The following is a 17,491-nucleotide window of genomic DNA, read 5'->3' on the forward strand; positions in this document are numbered from 1 at the left end:
GCGGGTCTGAGATTGCCGGGTCATGGGAAGGGGGTGCCGGTCGCGGCGAGAAAAGTTGCAGGCGGGTTACGGGCGGCGGGAGCAAGGTTGCGGGCAAGTCTCGGCGGACTCACGATCGGCCAGCACTCGCCCTGCCGGAACCTCGGCGCCTGACGCGATCCTGACCTGGCGTCAACCCTGCCGTCACCCCGCAACTCGACGCGAATCCGAGCTGTCGGAAAGAAAATCTGCCCGGAGACGGTGACCAAAACGTTCTAAACTATGCGCGTCGTGAATGTTTCATTACCGTTACCTTCGGAAACCTTTCCTCCCCTCGCACCCGAAGGATCAGAATGAAGAAGCTCGTGCTCGCTCCCGTGGTGGCCCTCGCCATCACCGGCCTCGCAGCATCCCCCGTCATCGCCGCACCGAACTCCGGTGATGCCTTCTCCCGCACCGGAGTCCAGACGCCGGCCACGGGCGGAGAATCCAAGACGGCCGAGGCGGACGTTCAGAAGATCGAAGCGTCTGTGTCGGTGTCTCCCACGGAGATCTCGCAGACCGACCTCGCCGATGCGAAGAAGGGCGTCGACGTCACTGTCACCGGCCTCGAGGCCGGCGACGTCGTCACCGACAGCCTGACCGGTGAGGAGACCGTCGCCGAAGGCGCCACGGTTACCTTCACGATCATCAACGACTCCGGCGATCCCGAAAAAGTGCCCGCCGGCCCCGTCGACTTCACCGTCACCGTGGACCGTGGCACCGAGTCCGCGACCTATGACGCGTCCTTCACCGTCACCCCGGATGAGACCGAAGAGCCGACCGCTCCCGCTGTCGACCCGAAGGCGAAGTTCGCTTCGGAGAAGATCAGCGTCTCGGAGATCGAGAGCAAGGGCCTGAAGTTCTCCGGTGAGGGCTTCACTCCCGGCGGCACCGTCTCGATCGAGGGCATCTCCACCCCGCAGTCCGGCGACAAGGCAGGCGTGCAGGCCGCCCAGGCCGGCACGCAGGCCGACATCATCACGGCCGATGAGGACGGCAAGATCACCGGTACGCTCATCGCCCCCGAGGGCGCGGCCAAGGTCGGCAAGTACGTCGTCGCCTTCGTCGACGACAAGACCGGTGAGAAGACCGAAGCGGTGGAGTTCACCGTCACCGAGGACGCGACCGAAGAGCCGACCACCCCGGCTGCCGACGCCAAGCTGATCATCTCCCCTGAGACTGTCAGCCCGAAGGACTTCGTCGATCAGAAGAAGGGCGTCAAGGTCGCCATCGAGAACTGCAAGCCCGGCGAAGACGTCCGCTTCCTCGTCAACCCCAAGAGCGACATCAACGTCACGGCCTTCGACCGCACCGTCAAGGCCGACGACAAGGGCACGGCGTTCGTCAACGTCTACGGCACCTCGGCGTCGAACCCGAGCGCCTACATCGGCGACTACTCGGTGACCGTCACCTGCGGTGACGACAAGCTCACCGGCGAGTTCTCGGTTGAGAACGAGGCCAACGCCGGTGGCGGCGGAGGCGACAATGACAACGGCGGCAACGCCGGTGGCGGCGGGGACCTCCCCCGCACCGGTATGGAGCTCGGCGGCCTCGCAGCCGGCGCGGCCCTCCTCCTCGTCGGTGGTGCGGCAGTCGTCATGACGAAGCGCCGCCGGAGTGCAGCAGTCTCCCCGTCGGACATCTGATCCGACCGGAGTTCGTCAACTCAGCTGATCGTCATCGGGCCGGCCACCCTTAGCCAGGCGGGCGCGACGATCGAGAGGCTGAGCATCTGACAGACACGAGGCGCTCCGTCCGACTCCCACACGGGTGTCGGATGGGGCGCCTCTTGTCATGCCCGCTCGAGGCTGGTCCCCCTGATCGGTGTGCTCGAGGCGTGTCCGCCGCCGGGCAGCTGGTCCGGCGCACGGTCGCCGTAGCACGAGGTCGTCAAGGTCCGGGGTCGTCGCTGGGTGCGGAGTCACCGCAATGCGGGGAGTCTTGGCTGCGCTTGGCCCCCGATGGGCTGGATCACCGCTGCGCAGGAGCAAGCGCAGCCAGCGACGGCAGTTCCAGCTCACTCCAGTCTGTACAGCTCAGTTCGCGAACTGAGCTGTACAGACTGGAGTGAGCTCTGACCGATGTCAGCCCGGAAGGGGCCTGCGCGAATGACGAACTGTCGGCGTCGGGGTCCCGCACGACCGGCTCAACCCGGCCCCACCGACTTAACGCGACGGGACCGACTGCTTCCAGCCCCACGGCTTCACTTTGCCGCGACGGGTGTCCGCGTCCGCTTTCGAGCGGCGACCAGGGCAAGCATGGCGATGAGGATGAAGAGGCCGGTTGCGGCGAAGCCGACGTACTCGGTGTCGACGGACGGCAGACGGAACAGTTGGGTTTCGGCACCCGCCTCGGCGAATCCGGCGATGACGACGAGGGCAGCGACGAGCACCGAGAGCCCCGTGACGACGAGGTTGTACCTGCGGAAGCGTCCTCCGTCACCGGCCGCCCACCGGTAGAGCCGGGCCATCATCACGCTGTCGCCCGTGTCGCACGCGGCCATACCAGCGGCAAAGAGCAACGGCAGGGAGAGTGCGAGCAGGGGCGAGGTGCTCGCGGCCGTGGTGCCTGCGGCGATCATCAGCCCGATCGTCGCGGCCGTGTCGAAGCCGAGCCCGAAGAGCAGTCCGATCGGGTACATGCGCGCGGGTCGATCGACCGTTCCGATGAGCTGGGAAAAGACGGTGATCAGAGGGCCTCGGGTCGCCGAGGCGGTGCCGCCGGTCCCGTCGGTCCCGACGTCACTGCGCAGCAGACGGATGAACGCGACGAGGTTAACGATGCCGAAGACGGCGACGACTGAGGTTGCGAACAGCAGTCCCCACATGCCGAGCACCTCGCGAAGATCCGAATCCTCGCTGATGACGAGGCTGCGCGCCACTCCGGCACCGGCCGTGACGAACGCGGCGGTGACGATGACGACGCTCGAGTGACCGAGGGCGAACCAGAACCCGACGGCTCCGCCCTCGAGGCGAGCGCGGTGGGGGTTCGTGAAGGGAGCACGGCCGGAGTTCGCAGGGCCGGATCCGGGGTTTGCGGAGTCTGAGCCGTGGTTCGCGGGCGGAGACTGGTCGCGTGGCATGGGTTGCGACTGCTCGGCGGTTGCCAGTCTGCGCGTGACGTTGTCGATGACGGCGATGTGATCGGCATCGAAGGCGTGACGGGCACCGAGCAGTACCGCAGTTGCCGCCAGGCCCCACGCTGCGATGGGCGCGATCCCGCTCGTCGACGCGAACACAAGGCAGACGCCCACGACCGCGAGCGTCGTGATCACCGCAAATGGAAACTTGGTCGTCCACGGTCTCCTCGTCAGCGGTCGGGTCGTGGTCGTCTCGTCTGCTGTCACGCTCATGAGCGCGCCTCCTCGTGTGCGGTCGGTCGTTCGTCGGACGGGGGCTGTATTGGACTTGTGCTTTCGCTGCCGGACGGCGGGGTCGACAGGGACTGCCCGTCGGTCTGAATGCATCGGTCGACCGCGCCGTGGTCGATGGCTTCTGGACGCACCTGGTCATCCTGGGTACCGCGAGGCTCCAGCACGGACTGCGTCCAGTCGTCCCACACGGCGTCGACATGAGACGCGTGCGCGGCCGTACCGACCGCTCGCGCAATGGCTCCGGGACTGGCGAGGTCGAGGATCTGACTGTCCGCGTCCTCCGTGAGGCTCCGCCTGCCGAAGAGCATCGCCGTGTCGAGCACCGAGGCTTCCCCGAGCACGCCCGGCAACGGCTCGCTTCCGTCGATCGCGAGGTCTTCGACGAAGACAGGAGCACCTGCGCAGTCACGGACATCGGTGCTGCTCGTCATCGCGCCTCCGGTCTCCCCGGTTCGCCCGAGCACGATCGTCTCCCGCAGGCAGACCGTGGACTCGGTGCCGATCCGAACTCGGGTCGACCGGCGCACTCTAGCCCCGGTGGCGACGACGAAAGGGTACGTCTCCCAGATGAGGCGGCCGCCGTCGGCGACCTCGATGTCGACGTCCCACGTCGAGACTCCCTCACCTGTCAACGCGGCACGGGCCGGCCCGGCCGGGTAGGCAACGGTTCCGCCGACGTCTTCGACGACCAGGGTGCACCCAGTACCGACCCTGACCTCGATGCTCACCGTGTCCCCACCGAGCAGGACCGCTCCCCCGGCGACGAGCGCCACATGGGCGTGACCTCCTGCCCTGCGGGACACGAGTCTCGGCTGCAGCAGACCGGGAGAGAGACGGACTTTCGGACGGTCCCTCCCCGCGACCTGCTCGACGGAGATAATTGTCATCCTCGACCGGATGCGGTCAAGGTGTCTGCGGTGGAAAGCTGGTCCGAGACCGGCGCGGAAGCACCGACGGTCGCACCACCGGTCGCACCACCGGAGGCCCTGTCGGCGACCGCCTCGGCGTGCCTGTGCTCGTCGTGCCCGGACACTGCGTGCCCACGCGCATCGCTGTGCGCGCCGTACGAATGCTCGCCCGTCGTGTGCTCATGGCCGTGGGAATGCCCACCGTCCCCGTGCTTTTCGTCGTGAGAATGCACGTAGCCGCCGTCCTCGTCGGCGTGGAAGTGCGGGGCCATCGGACCGGGATCCTGCGGTTCGTGCGCACCGGCTCGATGCGCTTCGAGCAGGCCGAGCAGCCACGCCCGCAGACGGGCCACGGATGCCTCGTCCGTGCGCGAGAGACCGAGCACGGGACCACCGTCACGGGCCGCCTCGGCGTCGGAGATCATCTGCTCGACATCGACGCCCACATAGGGGGCGAGGTCGGTCTTGTTGACAACGAGGAGATCGGCACGCCCGATGCCGGGCCCACCCTTGCGCGCCACGTCACCGCCGCCGGCGACGTCGAGGACGAAGATCTGCGCGTCGATGAGCGCCGGGGAGAACGTCGCAGTGAGGTTGTCACCACCGGACTCGACGAGGACGAGGTCGAGCGGATCGAAGTCCGCCTCGAGGTCCTCGACCCCGGCGAGGTTGGCGGTGACATCATCGCGGATTGCCGTGTGCGGGCACGCCCCGGTCTCGATCGCGCGGATCCGCTCGGGTTCGAGGACCCCGGCGGCACGGAGCAGGCGGGCATCCTCGTCGGTGTAGATGTCGTTGGTGATGACACCGATGCGGATCTCGGCGGCCATGGCCCGGCAGATCATCGCGATGAGCGAACTCTTGCCGGTGCCGACGGGACCAGCGACGCCCAGGCGCAGGGAACGGTGTGGGGTGGGGAACTCAGGCACGGAACAGCCTCCTCGGCAGTGCGGACTGGGCCTGCGCCCAGACCTCGATGAGCGGTGCCCCGGCAGCGGGGATCGCTGCGGGGGCGGTGAGCGTCGCCAGGTCGGCGACGGAGTCCTCGAAGGCAGTGCATGCCTCGAGCACCCAACCGGTGGCCGTGATCGGGTCCATCGGTTCGAGTTTGAGGACCGCGGCGGCCACGGTCTGCGCATCGTCGTAGGCGACGATCCGGACGAGGTCGACGGCGGGAATCCCGGCGGCCGCGGCGATCGCGCCGAGCACGACAGGTCGTGGAGTCCCCCGCCTCGGAAGCACGCCGGCCAGGCCGGGCCACAGTGCCACGGCCACGCGGCGCAGGCCCGCCCCGAGCACCTCGGCGATCTCCCGCAGTGCCGGGCTGGGGGTGCGCGCCGCCCATTCGGCGGTCACCGTCGTGAGCACAGCGGCGGGATCGGCGCAGGCTTCCTCGGCGCCGGCGGCATCCTCAGCCACCAGAACATGCCGGGTGACGACGGCGGCACCGGCTTCGACGCGGACGACGGTGCGCATTCGGGCACGCATGTAGGCGGCCACCTCGGCGGGGGTCAGTCCATTGCGCAGGCCGGCTTCGACGCTGTTCGACGACACGTGCGCCCCGGCCGGCAGGCGGGCATCGGCGAGGAGCAGCATCAGGGTCGCCGAGGCGGCCCCCGGCACGGTGGCATCGACCGTTCCCGGGGAGACCGTTCCCGAGGCGGCCCCGGGCACCAGCGCACCCATCGTTCCCCGGCCTGTCGTTCCCGCGCTCATCGGTCGGCTCCCCATCAGAACATCTGGTAGAGCTGGGCGAGCGGGAGGACGGTGGCGGGGGCGGCGGTGACGGGCTCGCCGTCGATGGCGATCGCGAACGTGTCGGGCTCGATGTCGATGGCCGGCCGGGCGTCGTTGTTGCGCATGTCCGCCTTGCCCACCGACCGCGTCGGACGCACGGCCAGCAGCTCCCGTCGCAGGCCGAGCCGATCCCGCAGCCCGTCCTCGACTGCGGCTGGGGAGACGAACGAGACCGATCGCTGCGCGCCGATCGCCTCGCCGAACGCGGGTCGCATGAGCACCGGCTGCGGTGTCGGGATCGAGGCGTTCGGGTCGCCGAGGCCCGCCCACGCGATCGTCCCGCCCTTGATGACGAGGTCCGGTCGCACCCCGAAGAAGCGCGGATCCCACAGCGTCAGGTCGGCCATCTTCCCGGCCTCGACGGACCCCACGTGCTCGTCGATGCCATGCGCGATCGCGGGATTGATCGTGTACTTCGCCACGTAGCGGCGTGCCCGTTCGTTGTCCGCAGGCAGGTTCTCGCCGAGGCGGCCGCGGCGGTGCTTCATCGTGTGGGCGACCTGCCAGGTGCGGGTGATGACCTCGCCGATGCGGCCCATCGCCTGTGCGTCCGAGGACGTGATCGACAGCGCGCCGAGGTCGTGGAGGATGTCCTCGGCAGCGATGGTCGTCGCCCGGATCCGGGATTCGGCGAAGGCGAGGTCCTCGGGCACGCTCGGGTTGAGGTGGTGGCACACCATGAGCATGTCGAGGTGTTCGGCGACGGTGTTGACCGTGTGCGGCAGGGTGGGGTTCGTCGATCCGGGGATGATGTTCTCCAGAGCCGCGATCGAGAGGATGTCCGGGGCGTGGCCGCCGCCGGCGCCTTCGACGTGAAACGCGTGGATGCTGCGTCCGTCGATCGCGGCGATCGTCGATTCGACAAAACCGGACTCGTTGAGCGAGTCCGAGTGGAGGGCGACCTGGAGGCCGTGCTCGTCGGCGGCGCGCAGGGCGGCGTCGATCGCGGCGGGAGTCGCGCCCCAATCCTCGTGGATCTTGTAGCCGGCGGCACCACCGAGGGCCTGTTCGGCGAGGCCGTCCGCGGAGACCGTGTTGCCCTTCCCGAGCAGGAGCACGTTGACCGGCACATCGTCGAGGGCGGCGAGCATCGTGCCCAGATTCCAGGCGCCCGGGGTCACCGTCGTCGCCTTGCTGCCCTCCGAGGGACCGGTGCCACCGCCGATGACAGTGGTAATGCCGGTGGCGAGCGCCTCATGGATCTGGGAGGGCGAGAGGAAGTGGACGTGGGAGTCGATGCCGCCTGCGGTGAGGATCCGTCCTTCGCCGGAGATGACGTCGGTCGACGGTCCGATCCGCAGCGCCGGATCGACGCCGTCGGCGATGTCGTCGTTGCCGGCCCGTCCCAGGGCGGTGATCCTGCCGTCCCGAATGCCGACATCGGCGCGGACGACGCCCCACCAGTCGAGGACGATGACGTTGGTGATGACGGTGTCCGGTGCACCCTCGGCGCGGGTCGTCGTCCCCTGGAGCATCGACTCCCGGATCGACTTTCCGCCGCCGAAGACCGCTTCGTCCCCGCCGAAGGTCCGATCCTCCTCGATCTCGATCCACAGATCGGTGTCGCCGAGGCGGACCTGGTCACCCGTGGTCGGACCGTAGAGCGCGGCGTAGCGCTGGGCCGAGATCTCCGCCATCAACAGTCACCCGCCTCAGCGATGGGATCGTTGGCGGTGGGGTCAGCGACGCTGGTTGGGCCGGCAACGCTGGTGCGGTCGGCTGCGACGGTCGGGGCGGCAACCTCGGTGAGGTCATCGGCATTGCCGCCGGCATCGCCGCGGATCTGCAGTCCCGGGACGACCCTCCGCCCGCCGAGGCTGACGATCGGCACGGTGCGGGAGACTCCGGGTTCGAAGCGGACCGACGTCCCCGCGGGGACGTCGAGACGGAAGCCGTCGGTCTGCCGCCGATCGAAGGCGAGGGCGGCGTTGACGTCGGGAAGGTGGATGTGCGAACCGATCTGCACCGGGCGGTCGCCGGTGTTCTCGATCGTCACGGTCCCGGTCTCCCCCGCCGAGTCGCGGCGATTGAGCACTCGGGTTCCCTCGCGCACGCGCACCGCACCGGGCCCGTGGTCTCTCGTTCCTGCCATGGGCGTCCTCTCGGTCGGTTGGTTTCAGTCGTGTCTGTCTCGGTCGATCCATCGCGGCCGGCTGGCCGCGGTCAGCCGTCCCTGCTCAGTCGATGGGGTTGTGGATGGTGACGAGCTTGCGCCCGTCGGGGAAGGTCGCCTCGACCTGAACGTCGTGGAGCATGGCGGCGACATCGTCGAGGACGTCGTCCCGGCTGAGCACCTCCCTGCCTTCGACCATGAGCTCCTCGACTTTCGCGCCTTCCCGTGCCCGCTCGATCACCCACGTGCTCAGCAGCGCCACGGCTTCCGGGTGGTTGAGCGGCACTCCGCGTGACAGCCGGTCGCGGGCGATCATGCCGGCCACCGAGAGCAGCAGCTTCTCGGTGTCACCGGGGGTGAAGTGCATCAGCGCTCCCGGCCGGGGTCGGCGGACTCGCGCCCGACCTCGGCCCGCCCCCGCGTGACACTCGGCCGTGCCCCACCGGGGTCGGCAGGCAGGACATGTTCGCCGAGGCGGTCGGTTGAGAGCGCGAGCGAGCTGAGATAGAGCGGCTGCCCGTCCGGACCGGTCTTCGCCGAGGCGATCATGTCCGGACGCTCGAACTCCATCTCCGTCACGTGGCACCACAGAGTGACATCGGTGGGATTGCCGTGCTCGTCGAACATCGGCACATCGATGCCGTCGTCCCGGCGGCGCAGGTAGTACCGGCCCCGGGTGAGGATCGCCATGAGCGGGGTCGCGACGATCGCGATACCCACGGCGAAGAGCGGCGAGAACGGCTGCACGGCGGCACCGAACGCCCCGAAGTAGATGGCGATGGACACCCCTCCCGAGAGCAGGAGGGACACGACTCCGACGGGATTCCAGTCGTAGAGCATGCCCCGACGGAACTCCGGTGTCTTCGGCGAGAGACCGAGAACGTACTTGTTGATCGCAATGTCCGCGGCGACGACGCAGATCCACGACATCGCGAGGTTCGCGTAGAAGCTGAGGATCGCGTTGAGGAAGTCGAACATGTTCAGCTCCATGAGCGCGAGCGCGAAGAGCAGGTTGACGACGAGGAAGGTGATCCGTCCCGGATAGCGCTTGGTGATGCGCGTGTACGCGTTCGTCCAGGCCAGCGAACCCGAGTAGGCGTTGGTGACGTTGATCTTCACCTGCGAGATGACGACGAGAACGACGGCGAGCAGGAGGGCGAGCCACTGGGGCATCATCTGCTCGTAGGTGGCGAGCAGCTGCTGGACCGGTTCGGTCGCGAAGCTCGTCGCCCCGGGGACGTTGGCGATGAGGTAGACGGCGAGGAACATGCCGATGATCTGCTTCGTCGCCCCGAAGATCACCCAGCCGGGTCCGGCGAGGATGACGGCGGCCCACCAGCTGCGACGGTTGGCCGGGGTGCGCGGGGGCATGAAGCGCAGGTAGTCGATCTGCTCGGCGATCTGGGCGATGAGCGAGAGGCAGACGCCGGCTGCGAGCATCGCCGAGGCGAAGTTCGCGCTCTCCCCGTTCTCCCCCTGGTAGGCGAAGAAGGAGTTGACGGAGTCGGGCTGGAAGGCGATGAGGTAGCCGACGGGGACGACCATGAGGACGAGCCACAGGGGTGTCGTCGAGACCTGCAGCCGGGCGAGCGCCTTCATGCCGAAGATGACGAGCGGGAAGATGAGCACCGTGGACACGAGATAGCCGATGGGGCGTGGGAGTCCGAGACCGAGGTAGAGCCCTTGGGCCATGATCGAGCCCTCGAGGGCGAAGAAGATGAAGGTGAACGTTGCGAAGATGATGTTCGTGATCACCGAACCGTAGTAGCCGAATCCGGCCCCGCGGGTGATGAGATCGAGGTCGAGGTTGTAGCGCGCGGCGTAGAACGCGAGCGGCCAGCCGGTGAGGAAGATGATGATCGCGGCGGTGAGGATGCCGAGGATGCCGTTCGCCGTGCCGTGCGCGAGCCCGATGCTCGCACCGATCGAGAAGTCGGCGAGGTAGGCGATGCCGCCGAGTGCGCTCGTCGCGACCACGGCCGGCGCCCACGTGCGGTAGGACCGCGGTGCGAACCGCAGCGTGTAGTCCTCGAGACTCTCCTTCGCCGCGGCCTTCGCCTCATTGCTGCCGGCCGGCGGCGTGGCCGACCCGTCTGCGGTCACTGTCATGGTGGGCTCCTCGGTCGTCGTCCGGACTCAACATCGCCCATCCTGACAGCCGATTGTTTCGGTCCGTGACGGGCGAGTTTCGTCCATGTTTCGAGACCTGTATCTCACCTTGCAAACACTGCCGCCCGCCGAGGTGGAACGCCGCAGCCCTCGCGTCGAGCCGAGTGCGTGTGTGCCGCCGCCGAAAACAAGTCGAGCCCACTTGAGTCTGTGGGGCACAGTTCGTGAACTGTGCCCCACAGACTCAAGTGAGCTCAACCGAGAGTCGACCGCCAGTAGGCAACCGGCCGCCAACAGCCGGGCGACCACTATCAGGCAACCGGCCGCCCGCCAACTGCCGACCCGCTCACACCCTCCGGGCGCGGAAGTCGTCGTAGAGCACGACGGCGCCGGTCGGGGATTCGGCTTTGACCTTGGGGCGCCGGCCCCGGGCGATCGAGACGACATCGCCTCCGGAGCCGGCGGCGAACACGCGCGCATCGCGTTCGCGTTCCTCCGCCTGCGCGAGGACTTCCTCCTCGAGCTCCTGGTTCCGGTTCCTCAGTGCGTCGATCTGGTTCTGCATCTCCATGATCTTCTTGATCCCCACGAGGTTGACCCCCTCGTCCTGGGAGAGATGCTGGATCAGGCGCAGCTTCGCGATGTCGCGACCCGAATAGCGTCGGCCTTTGCCGGCCGTGCGCTGCGGGATGACAAGGCCCATCCTGTCGTACTGGCGCAGGGTCTGCGGGTGCATGCCCGCAAGCTCCGCCGCCACCGAGATGACGTAGAGGGCCGCGCTCTGAGAGAACTGCATACGAATGCGCCGCCTCAGCTCGTCTTGGCCCGATCGAGCAGGCCGGCCCGCGGATCCTCGTCCTCGGTCGCCGCCTTGTACGCCTCGACCGCTTCCTTGGCTTCCTTCGACAGGTTCTTCGGTGCGACGATCTCCACGGTCACGAGCAGATCGCCCGTGCCCTTCTTCGTCTGCACGCCCTTGCCGCGCACCCGCAGGGTCCTGCCCGAGGGCGTGCCCGCGGGGATCTTGACCTTGACGGGCTGACCGCCGAGCGTGGGCACCTTGACCTCGGCGCCGAGTGCCGCCTCGTCGAAGCTCACCGGCAGGTCGATGCGCAGGTTGTCGCCGTCCCGGGTGAACACCGGGTGCGGTTTGACGTTGACGGTGAGGATGACGTCTCCGGGCTCGCCGCCGTTCGGGCTGGCCTTGCCCTTGCCGGCCAGACGGATCTTCTGCCCGTCCTTGACCCCGATCGGGGTGCGCACCGTCAGCGGCTTGCCGTTGGGCATCTTCAGTTTGACCGAGGCGCCGTTGGCCGCCTCGGTGAAGCTGAGGTTCGTCGAGGACTTGATGTCCCCGCCCTTGACCGGAGGCGAATAGCCGCCGAAGCCACTGTCGCCGTAGCCGCCGTAGGAGGCACCGCCGCCGAATCCGCCCAGCAGATCGGCGAGGTCGGGCGGCACGTCTCCGTAGCCGCCGGATCCGCCGAAACCGCCGCCGGAGTACGTCGTCCGGGTCCGGGTGCGCCCGCCGCCTCCGAAGAGGTCGGAGAACACGTCGTCGAAGCCGCCTCCGCCACCGGCGCCGCCGGCGCCCGCGCTGAACCGGGCACCGCTGCCCATCGCGCGCACCTGGTCGTACTGCTCGCGCGACTCCTTGTTCGACAGCACCTGGTGGGCCTGTCCGATCTCCTTGAACTTGGCCTCCGCCTCGGCGTCGCCCGGATTCGCGTCCGGATGGTACTTCCGCGCGAGCTTGCGGTAGGCCTTCTTGATCTCGGAGTCCGTGGCGTCCTTGGAGACGCCGAGGGTCTTGTAGAAGTCCTTCTCGAACCAATCATTCTGAGGTCCGGTACTCATCTGGCACCTCCCTTCTTCCTTGTCCTGTTCTGCTCGCCGCTGCCTGCCGGCACCGGCTCTGTCATCGTTCTGCTCATCTGTCCACTCACAATCCGCAACCTCCGAAAGCTGTCCTCCCGGAGATTCCGGACCGTCGCCGAGGCGGCCGCCCCGCTCCCAGCGTCCGTGTCCGGACGCTGGGGCTGGGTGTCACCTCGGCGGGGTCGGGATGCTCAGTCCTCGGGCTGCTGCACGCCGACGCGGGCCGCGCGGATGATGCGATCACCCATGCGGTAGCCCGGCTGCATGACCATGAAGACCGTCGGCACCTCGACATCGTTCGACGGCTGCTGCATGAGAGCCTCATGCAGGCGAGGGTCGAACTCGTCGCCGACGGCGCCGTACTGTTCGACGCCGACCTTGGCCAGGGCGTCGAGCAGCTTGTTCACGTGGGCCTCGAAGGGCCCGGTCACGTCGCCGTTCTCCTGCGCCAGACGCACCTCGTCGAGGACGGGGACCAGGGCCTCGACGGCCTTGATCGTTCCGCCCGCGGCTGCCCGCTCGCGTTCGCGGTCGGCACGCATGCGGTAGGCAGCGTACTCCGCGTTGATCCGCTTGAGATCGGCGAGGTGGGCGGCTGCCTCCGACCCGGGCGCGGGCTCGGCCGCACCCGGCTCGGTGGCCGCCTCGGTGTCGTCCAGCGTGGAGGCATCGGCCGGGATGTCGACACCGAGGTCGCTGGCGTCGGCCAGCACCTCCTCGGTGTCGGCGCCTTCACCGGCCCCCGCGGCCGACTGGGCGTCGGCCTCGGGACGAAGCTCACCGGTGTCGGGGTCGACCCGGCGCTTGTCATGGAAGGTGAAGCGCGGCTCCTCGGACGACGGATCGTTGCCCTCGGTCGTCATTACTTCTTCTCCCCGTCCTCATCATCGTCGACGACCTCGGCATCGACGACATCGTCGTCGGCACCGGTGCCGGCATCGGAGGCGCCGGCCTGGTCAGAGGCACCGGCGGCGCCGGCGTCCTGCTGGGCGTAGATCGCCTCGCCGATCTTCTGCTGCTTCTCGGTGAGCGTGTCGAAAGCCTTCTTCACGGCGTCGTCGTCTTCGCCCTCGAGAGCCTTCTTGACGGCGTCGACGTCGGCCTGCATCTCCGACTTCAGTTCCTCAGGCAGCTTGTCGGCGTTGTCGTCGAGCAGCTTCTGGGTCTGGTAGGCGAGGTTCTCCGCGTTGTTGCGGACATCGGCTGCCTCACGGCGCTTCTTGTCCTCCTCCGCGTGCTCCTCGGCCTCACGGACCATGCGCTCGATGTCCTCCTTGGGCAGGGCCGAGCCGCCGGTGATCGTCATCGACTGCTCCTTGCCTGTGCCCTTGTCGGTGGCCGAGACGTGGACGATGCCGTTGGCGTCGATGTCGAAGGCGACCTCGATCTGCGGCACTCCGCGCGGAGCCGGCGCGATGCCGGTCAGCTCGAAGGTGCCGAGGTTCTTGTTGTCCCGAGTGAACTCGCGCTCACCCTGGAACACCTGGATCGACACCGAGGGCTGATTGTCCTCAGCCGTGGTGAACGTCTCCGAGCGCTTGGTCGGGATCGGGGTGTTGCGTTCGATGAGCTTCGTCATCACGCCGCCCTTGGTCTCGAGTCCGAGCGAGAGCGGGGTGACGTCGATGAGGAGGACGTCCTTGCGTTCGCCCATGAGCACACCGGCCTGCACGGCGGCGCCGATCGCGACGACCTCATCGGGGTTGACGCCCTTGTTGGGCTCCTTGCCTCCGGTGAGCTCGGTGACGACCTGGGTGACGCCGGGCATACGGGTCGAACCGCCGACGAGGACGACGTGGTCGATGTCCTTGACGGACACGCCTGCGTCCTTCATCACAGCGTGGAACGGGGCCTTGGTCCGCTCGAGGAGGTCCTTGGTCAGATCCTCGAACTTCGCCCGGGTGAGGGTCTCGTCGAGGTGGATCGGACCGTTCTCGCTCATCGACAGGTACTGCAGGGAGATGTTGGTGCTCGTCGCGGACGAGAGCTCCTTCTTCGCCTGCTCAGCGGCCTCCTTGAGACGCTGCATCGCCGTGGAGTCCTTGGTCAGGTCCACGCCGTAGTTGTTCTTGACCTGCTCAACCAGCCAATCGACGATCCGCTGATCCCAGTCGTCGCCGCCGAGGCGGTTGTCGCCGGAGGTCGCACGGACCTGAATGGTCGAGAAGCCGTCGTCGTCCTTGCCGACTTCGAGCAGCGAGACGTCGAAGGTGCCGCCGCCGAGGTCGAAGACGAGGATGAGCTCGTCTTCCTTGCCGCGTTCGAGGCCGTAGGCCAGGGCCGCAGCGGTGGGCTCGTTGATGATGCGCAGGACGTTGAGGCCGGCGATCTCACCGGCGTCCTTCGTGGCCTGACGCTCGGCGTCGTTGAAGTAGGCAGGGACGGTGATGACCGCGTCGGTGACCTTCTCCTGCAGGTACTCCTCGGCGTCGTGCTTGAGCTTCTGGAGGATGCGGGCGGAGACCTCGGGAGCGGTCAGCGTCTTGCCGCCGATCTCGGTGTTCCAGTCGGTGCCCATGTGGCGCTTGACGGACGCCACGGTGTTCTTCACGTTGGTGACAGCCTGGCGCTTGGCGATCTCGCCGACCAGGGAGTCCCCGTTCTTGTTGACTGCGACGACGGACGGGGTCGTGCGACCGCCTTCCATGTTCGCGATGACCTTGGGGTCGCCGCCTTCGAGGACTGCGACGACGGAGTTCGTGGTTCCGAGGTCGATTCCAACTGCACGTGCCATATCGTTTCTCCTTATCTGTGAGAGTCGGCTCGGGCTGAATGCGCGCGGTCGGCCTGAGAGGTGCCACCGGGAGCTGCCTCCCGGAGTCGTCTCGTCGGACCGTCGCCCGCATTGAGTCTGATGGACTCAAGTATTCTCTTCGCGGCCGAGATCGTCAATCCCCGCCTCATAAAAGTTGCGTACACCAGACTCAACTTTGTGGAGCGGGGGTTTATTCCGCTCCTGAAGAATTTTTTCGAAGGTCCTTTAAGATGCGTTCCGAGTGGTGCGCTTCCTACCAGCATGCGACACCGAGCTCGTATCGACCACCCTCGGACTGATCTGCCCTCAAGAAGTGATCAGCGAAGAACCTGTGCGTCGTCCTCCGTTTTATCAGGCAGAGAAATTTCCCCGGTGTGTTCTAGCTCACGGCCACTCACAGGACCGCCATGCACGAGAGCCTCCTCGAACTCGATTGGCTCTGGCTCGCAGACTTCGCCCCCAACACCACACGAATCGCAACGCAGCCGTTCCACCTCCAAGAACAAGACGGTGCCCACCTGCGCAGACACGTCCTCGACATACAACTCGAACACAGCAACGGCAGCAACACACTCGTCGATGCGAACCCAGCAACCAGACTCTCCGACAAACGGGTACAGGAGCAGTTCTCGTGGTCCGCCCGCTTATGCGGGCGAAAGGCTGGAGCAACGTAGTATGGTCAGGCGCAGATCCCGTTCTGATGCGCAACCTCTGGTTCATCGCCGTCAGCCGACGAGCACACTTCCTCCACTCAAAACTGCGCGACGAATTGGAACCGCTGGTACACCCAGAAATGACGCTTGCCCAGACAGAGCTGGCTGCAATTGGGGATCCGTCCATTCGGAAGAGAGCAACTAGTCCGCGCAGAACCCGCGACTGCTGAGTAAACCAAGATAAGGAGTCTCTGCGAAACCCGGGGCAATTCAGTCCCTTCACTGACGACTCACTTGCAATTGCCCGTCGCATGGATTTTCGAACTCATCCCTGGATGGCCCTCAACCAGCACACCCACGATCACTACGGGGTGGACAACAGTTCTGCTCACCGACGGGGGCCTACTCGTCAATAAACGAGAGTGGCCACACTTCCCAACCGTACGAGGCGCTTATCCATATTGATGGGAGACCAACGGAAAGAGAACATCTCACCGCACAAATCCCGCTCCACAATCTCAACACCGAATGGAAACTTCTCTCGGACGAAATCTGGACGGAAACTCGCGAAAACCCCGCGGCAACGACGTTCAGCCCATGAGACCATGACACTTCCAGAGTCCACCCGCGCCGACAGAATTTCGCCGCGACCACCGCCCAGCCTTGTATAACACAGGAACAGGACCGTGAAGCTCCTGGATCACAAGCTACACTCACAGTGACAAACACTAGGATCACTTGATGCCCGACAGAAATCACGTTGATCAGGTTCGTATCAGCCTGCACAGCGGAGGAGCCATCGCAGCTTCCTCACACCTTGCACCAATCGCTCACGCCTTCCTCGTCCGGCACCTCCAGCAACTTGAAACGCCAGACATCGACGAGCTCACGGAAAGAATCACACAATTCGCTTCCCGCCCACGGCCGTACCTGCCTGATGAAACATTCGGACAACCACATGCGGGAATGCCTCAACAGGATGTCGAATGGTGTTGGGTCAACCCCAACAGAGTGCTCCTAAAGGAGACTGGAACACAATCATTCATCCATGACGCGAGCGACCGCGCCCACTTTGCCCATCAACCCCAACGTGGCCTATCCCCTGACCGCATCACCGGTATCGCAGAATTTGCTCGGCGCATCGCCAGAGAACACGGCGAAGAACGCGGACTCCACACCCTGCTCGGAATTGGTGCGGACGGTTCGATCTCCCAAGATGGAGTCTTACGCATCAACGTCGACGGATACACATCACCCCTCGGTGACATATTCCGCATCCACGGCAACGGCAACCACCGTCTCGCTGCACTCGCCGCATTGGAGGTCCCTTGTGTCCCCGCGGAAGTTGAGTGGCGTCGCGGCCCATTCAGCACATCCCCGTGCCGAATTGACGAAGACAGCGACGAACGCATCGCCTACCGGACACTCCTCCACACTTTCGGAGTTGCCTCCTACACGGACCCCGCCAACTTCGTCCAAAATTACTCCGGCGTTGTCACCGAATACTGGCCGTTCCTAATCGACAACCCCCATTCCGCGGTCGAATCTCTGACATCGTTGGAAACTCTCGCCGGAGAACCCTACACATCGTCAATTGGCCGGCTGCCTCGCCACTTGTTCAATGACCCCGCGACACTCGCCCAAGCTGGCCATCACGTCATGAAGCACCTTTCCGAGCTGGAGTTTGGCTTAAGCGCGCGATCGTTTATTGAGCTCTCGCCTACCCCACGCGGCCCTATTCGTAGGTTCTTCGACCGTCGTTGAGCATCACCAGCCACTAACGCAACTGCGGATATCAAAACGGCTCATCGTAATTGAGAGTGTAGAACCGGTCTGAAGCCACCGGACTCGAGCAGACACCTCGCGATGTAATGCGTGAGGTTG

13 protein-coding genes and 1 pseudogene are annotated in these 17,491 nt (G+C 66.3%); 2 read left to right on the forward strand and 12 right to left on the reverse strand.

Annotation, left to right across the window (positions count from 1 at the left end; all coding sequences use genetic code 11):
• The first annotated feature begins 332 nt into the window (after positions 1-332).
• Entirely contained in the window at positions 333-1,667 is a 1,335-nt protein-coding gene (locus AAHA49_RS15950) for an LPXTG cell wall anchor domain-containing protein (RefSeq protein WP_342038987.1), read from the forward strand.
• A gap of 557 nt (positions 1,668-2,224) precedes the next feature.
• Here AAHA49_RS15950 and AAHA49_RS15955 read toward each other — a convergent pair.
• From AAHA49_RS15955 to dnaK, 12 genes and pseudogenes are all read right to left on the reverse strand, one after another.
• Entirely contained in the window at positions 2,225-3,373 is a 1,149-nt protein-coding gene (locus AAHA49_RS15955; RefSeq protein WP_342038988.1) for a HoxN/HupN/NixA family nickel/cobalt transporter, read from the reverse strand.
• The gene (locus AAHA49_RS15960; protein WP_342038989.1) at positions 3,370-4,281 is read right to left on the reverse strand and encodes an urease accessory protein UreD; all 912 of its coding nucleotides are present in this window, start codon (positions 4,279-4,281) and stop codon (positions 3,370-3,372) included. The genes AAHA49_RS15955 and AAHA49_RS15960 overlap by 4 nt, the downstream gene beginning before the upstream one ends.
• A 209-nt stretch (positions 4,282-4,490) precedes the next feature.
• Positions 4,491-5,231 (reverse strand): annotated as a pseudogene (ureG, locus tag AAHA49_RS15965) (urease accessory protein UreG); the annotation flags it as partial.
• Positions 5,224-6,018, reverse strand: a complete 795-nt coding sequence (locus AAHA49_RS15970; RefSeq protein WP_339392473.1) for an urease accessory UreF family protein — start codon at positions 6,016-6,018, stop codon at positions 5,224-5,226. The gene AAHA49_RS15970 and the pseudogene ureG, both read right to left, overlap by 8 nt.
• A 14-nt stretch (positions 6,019-6,032) precedes the next feature.
• Positions 6,033-7,736 carry an urease subunit alpha gene (locus tag AAHA49_RS15975; RefSeq protein ID WP_339392474.1) on the reverse strand — a complete coding sequence of 568 codons (1,704 nt, stop codon included), beginning with the start codon at positions 7,734-7,736 and terminating at the stop codon, positions 6,033-6,035.
• A complete protein-coding gene (ureB, locus tag AAHA49_RS15980; RefSeq protein WP_339392475.1) occupies positions 7,736-8,191 on the reverse strand; it encodes an urease subunit beta in 456 nt (151 codons plus the stop codon). The genes AAHA49_RS15975 and ureB overlap by 1 nt, the downstream gene beginning before the upstream one ends.
• A gap of 85 nt (positions 8,192-8,276) precedes the next feature.
• Entirely contained in the window at positions 8,277-8,579 is a 303-nt protein-coding gene (locus tag AAHA49_RS15985) for an urease subunit gamma (protein WP_339392476.1), read from the reverse strand.
• Positions 8,579-10,321: a purine-cytosine permease family protein gene (locus AAHA49_RS15990; RefSeq protein WP_339392477.1), complete on the reverse strand. Its 1,743-nt coding sequence runs from the start codon at positions 10,319-10,321 to the stop codon at positions 8,579-8,581. The genes AAHA49_RS15985 and AAHA49_RS15990 overlap by 1 nt, the downstream gene beginning before the upstream one ends.
• 346 nt (positions 10,322-10,667) lie before the next feature.
• Positions 10,668-11,117, reverse strand: a complete 450-nt coding sequence (locus tag AAHA49_RS15995; protein WP_339392478.1) for a heat shock protein transcriptional repressor HspR — start codon at positions 11,115-11,117, stop codon at positions 10,668-10,670.
• 14 nt (positions 11,118-11,131) lie between these two features.
• The gene (locus tag AAHA49_RS16000; protein ID WP_339392479.1) at positions 11,132-12,178 is read right to left on the reverse strand and encodes a DnaJ C-terminal domain-containing protein; all 1,047 of its coding nucleotides are present in this window, start codon (positions 12,176-12,178) and stop codon (positions 11,132-11,134) included.
• A 212-nt stretch (positions 12,179-12,390) separates the two neighbouring features.
• The gene (locus AAHA49_RS16005) at positions 12,391-13,062 is read right to left on the reverse strand and encodes a nucleotide exchange factor GrpE (RefSeq protein WP_339392480.1); all 672 of its coding nucleotides are present in this window, start codon (positions 13,060-13,062) and stop codon (positions 12,391-12,393) included.
• The gene (dnaK, locus tag AAHA49_RS16010; protein ID WP_339392481.1) at positions 13,062-14,933 is read right to left on the reverse strand and encodes a molecular chaperone DnaK; all 1,872 of its coding nucleotides are present in this window, start codon (positions 14,931-14,933) and stop codon (positions 13,062-13,064) included. The genes AAHA49_RS16005 and dnaK overlap by 1 nt, the downstream gene beginning before the upstream one ends.
• A 1,415-nt stretch (positions 14,934-16,348) precedes the next feature.
• Here dnaK and AAHA49_RS16015 point away from each other — a divergent pair.
• Positions 16,349-17,371, forward strand: coding sequence for a hypothetical protein (locus AAHA49_RS16015; RefSeq protein ID WP_342038990.1), 1,023 nt, complete (start codon positions 16,349-16,351; stop codon positions 17,369-17,371).
• Positions 17,372-17,491: the final 120 nt, after the last annotated feature.

The organism is Brevibacterium ammoniilyticum, from assembly GCF_038429965.1.
GTDB classification, from domain to species: Bacteria; Actinomycetota; Actinomycetes; order Actinomycetales; family Brevibacteriaceae; genus Brevibacterium; species Brevibacterium ammoniilyticum.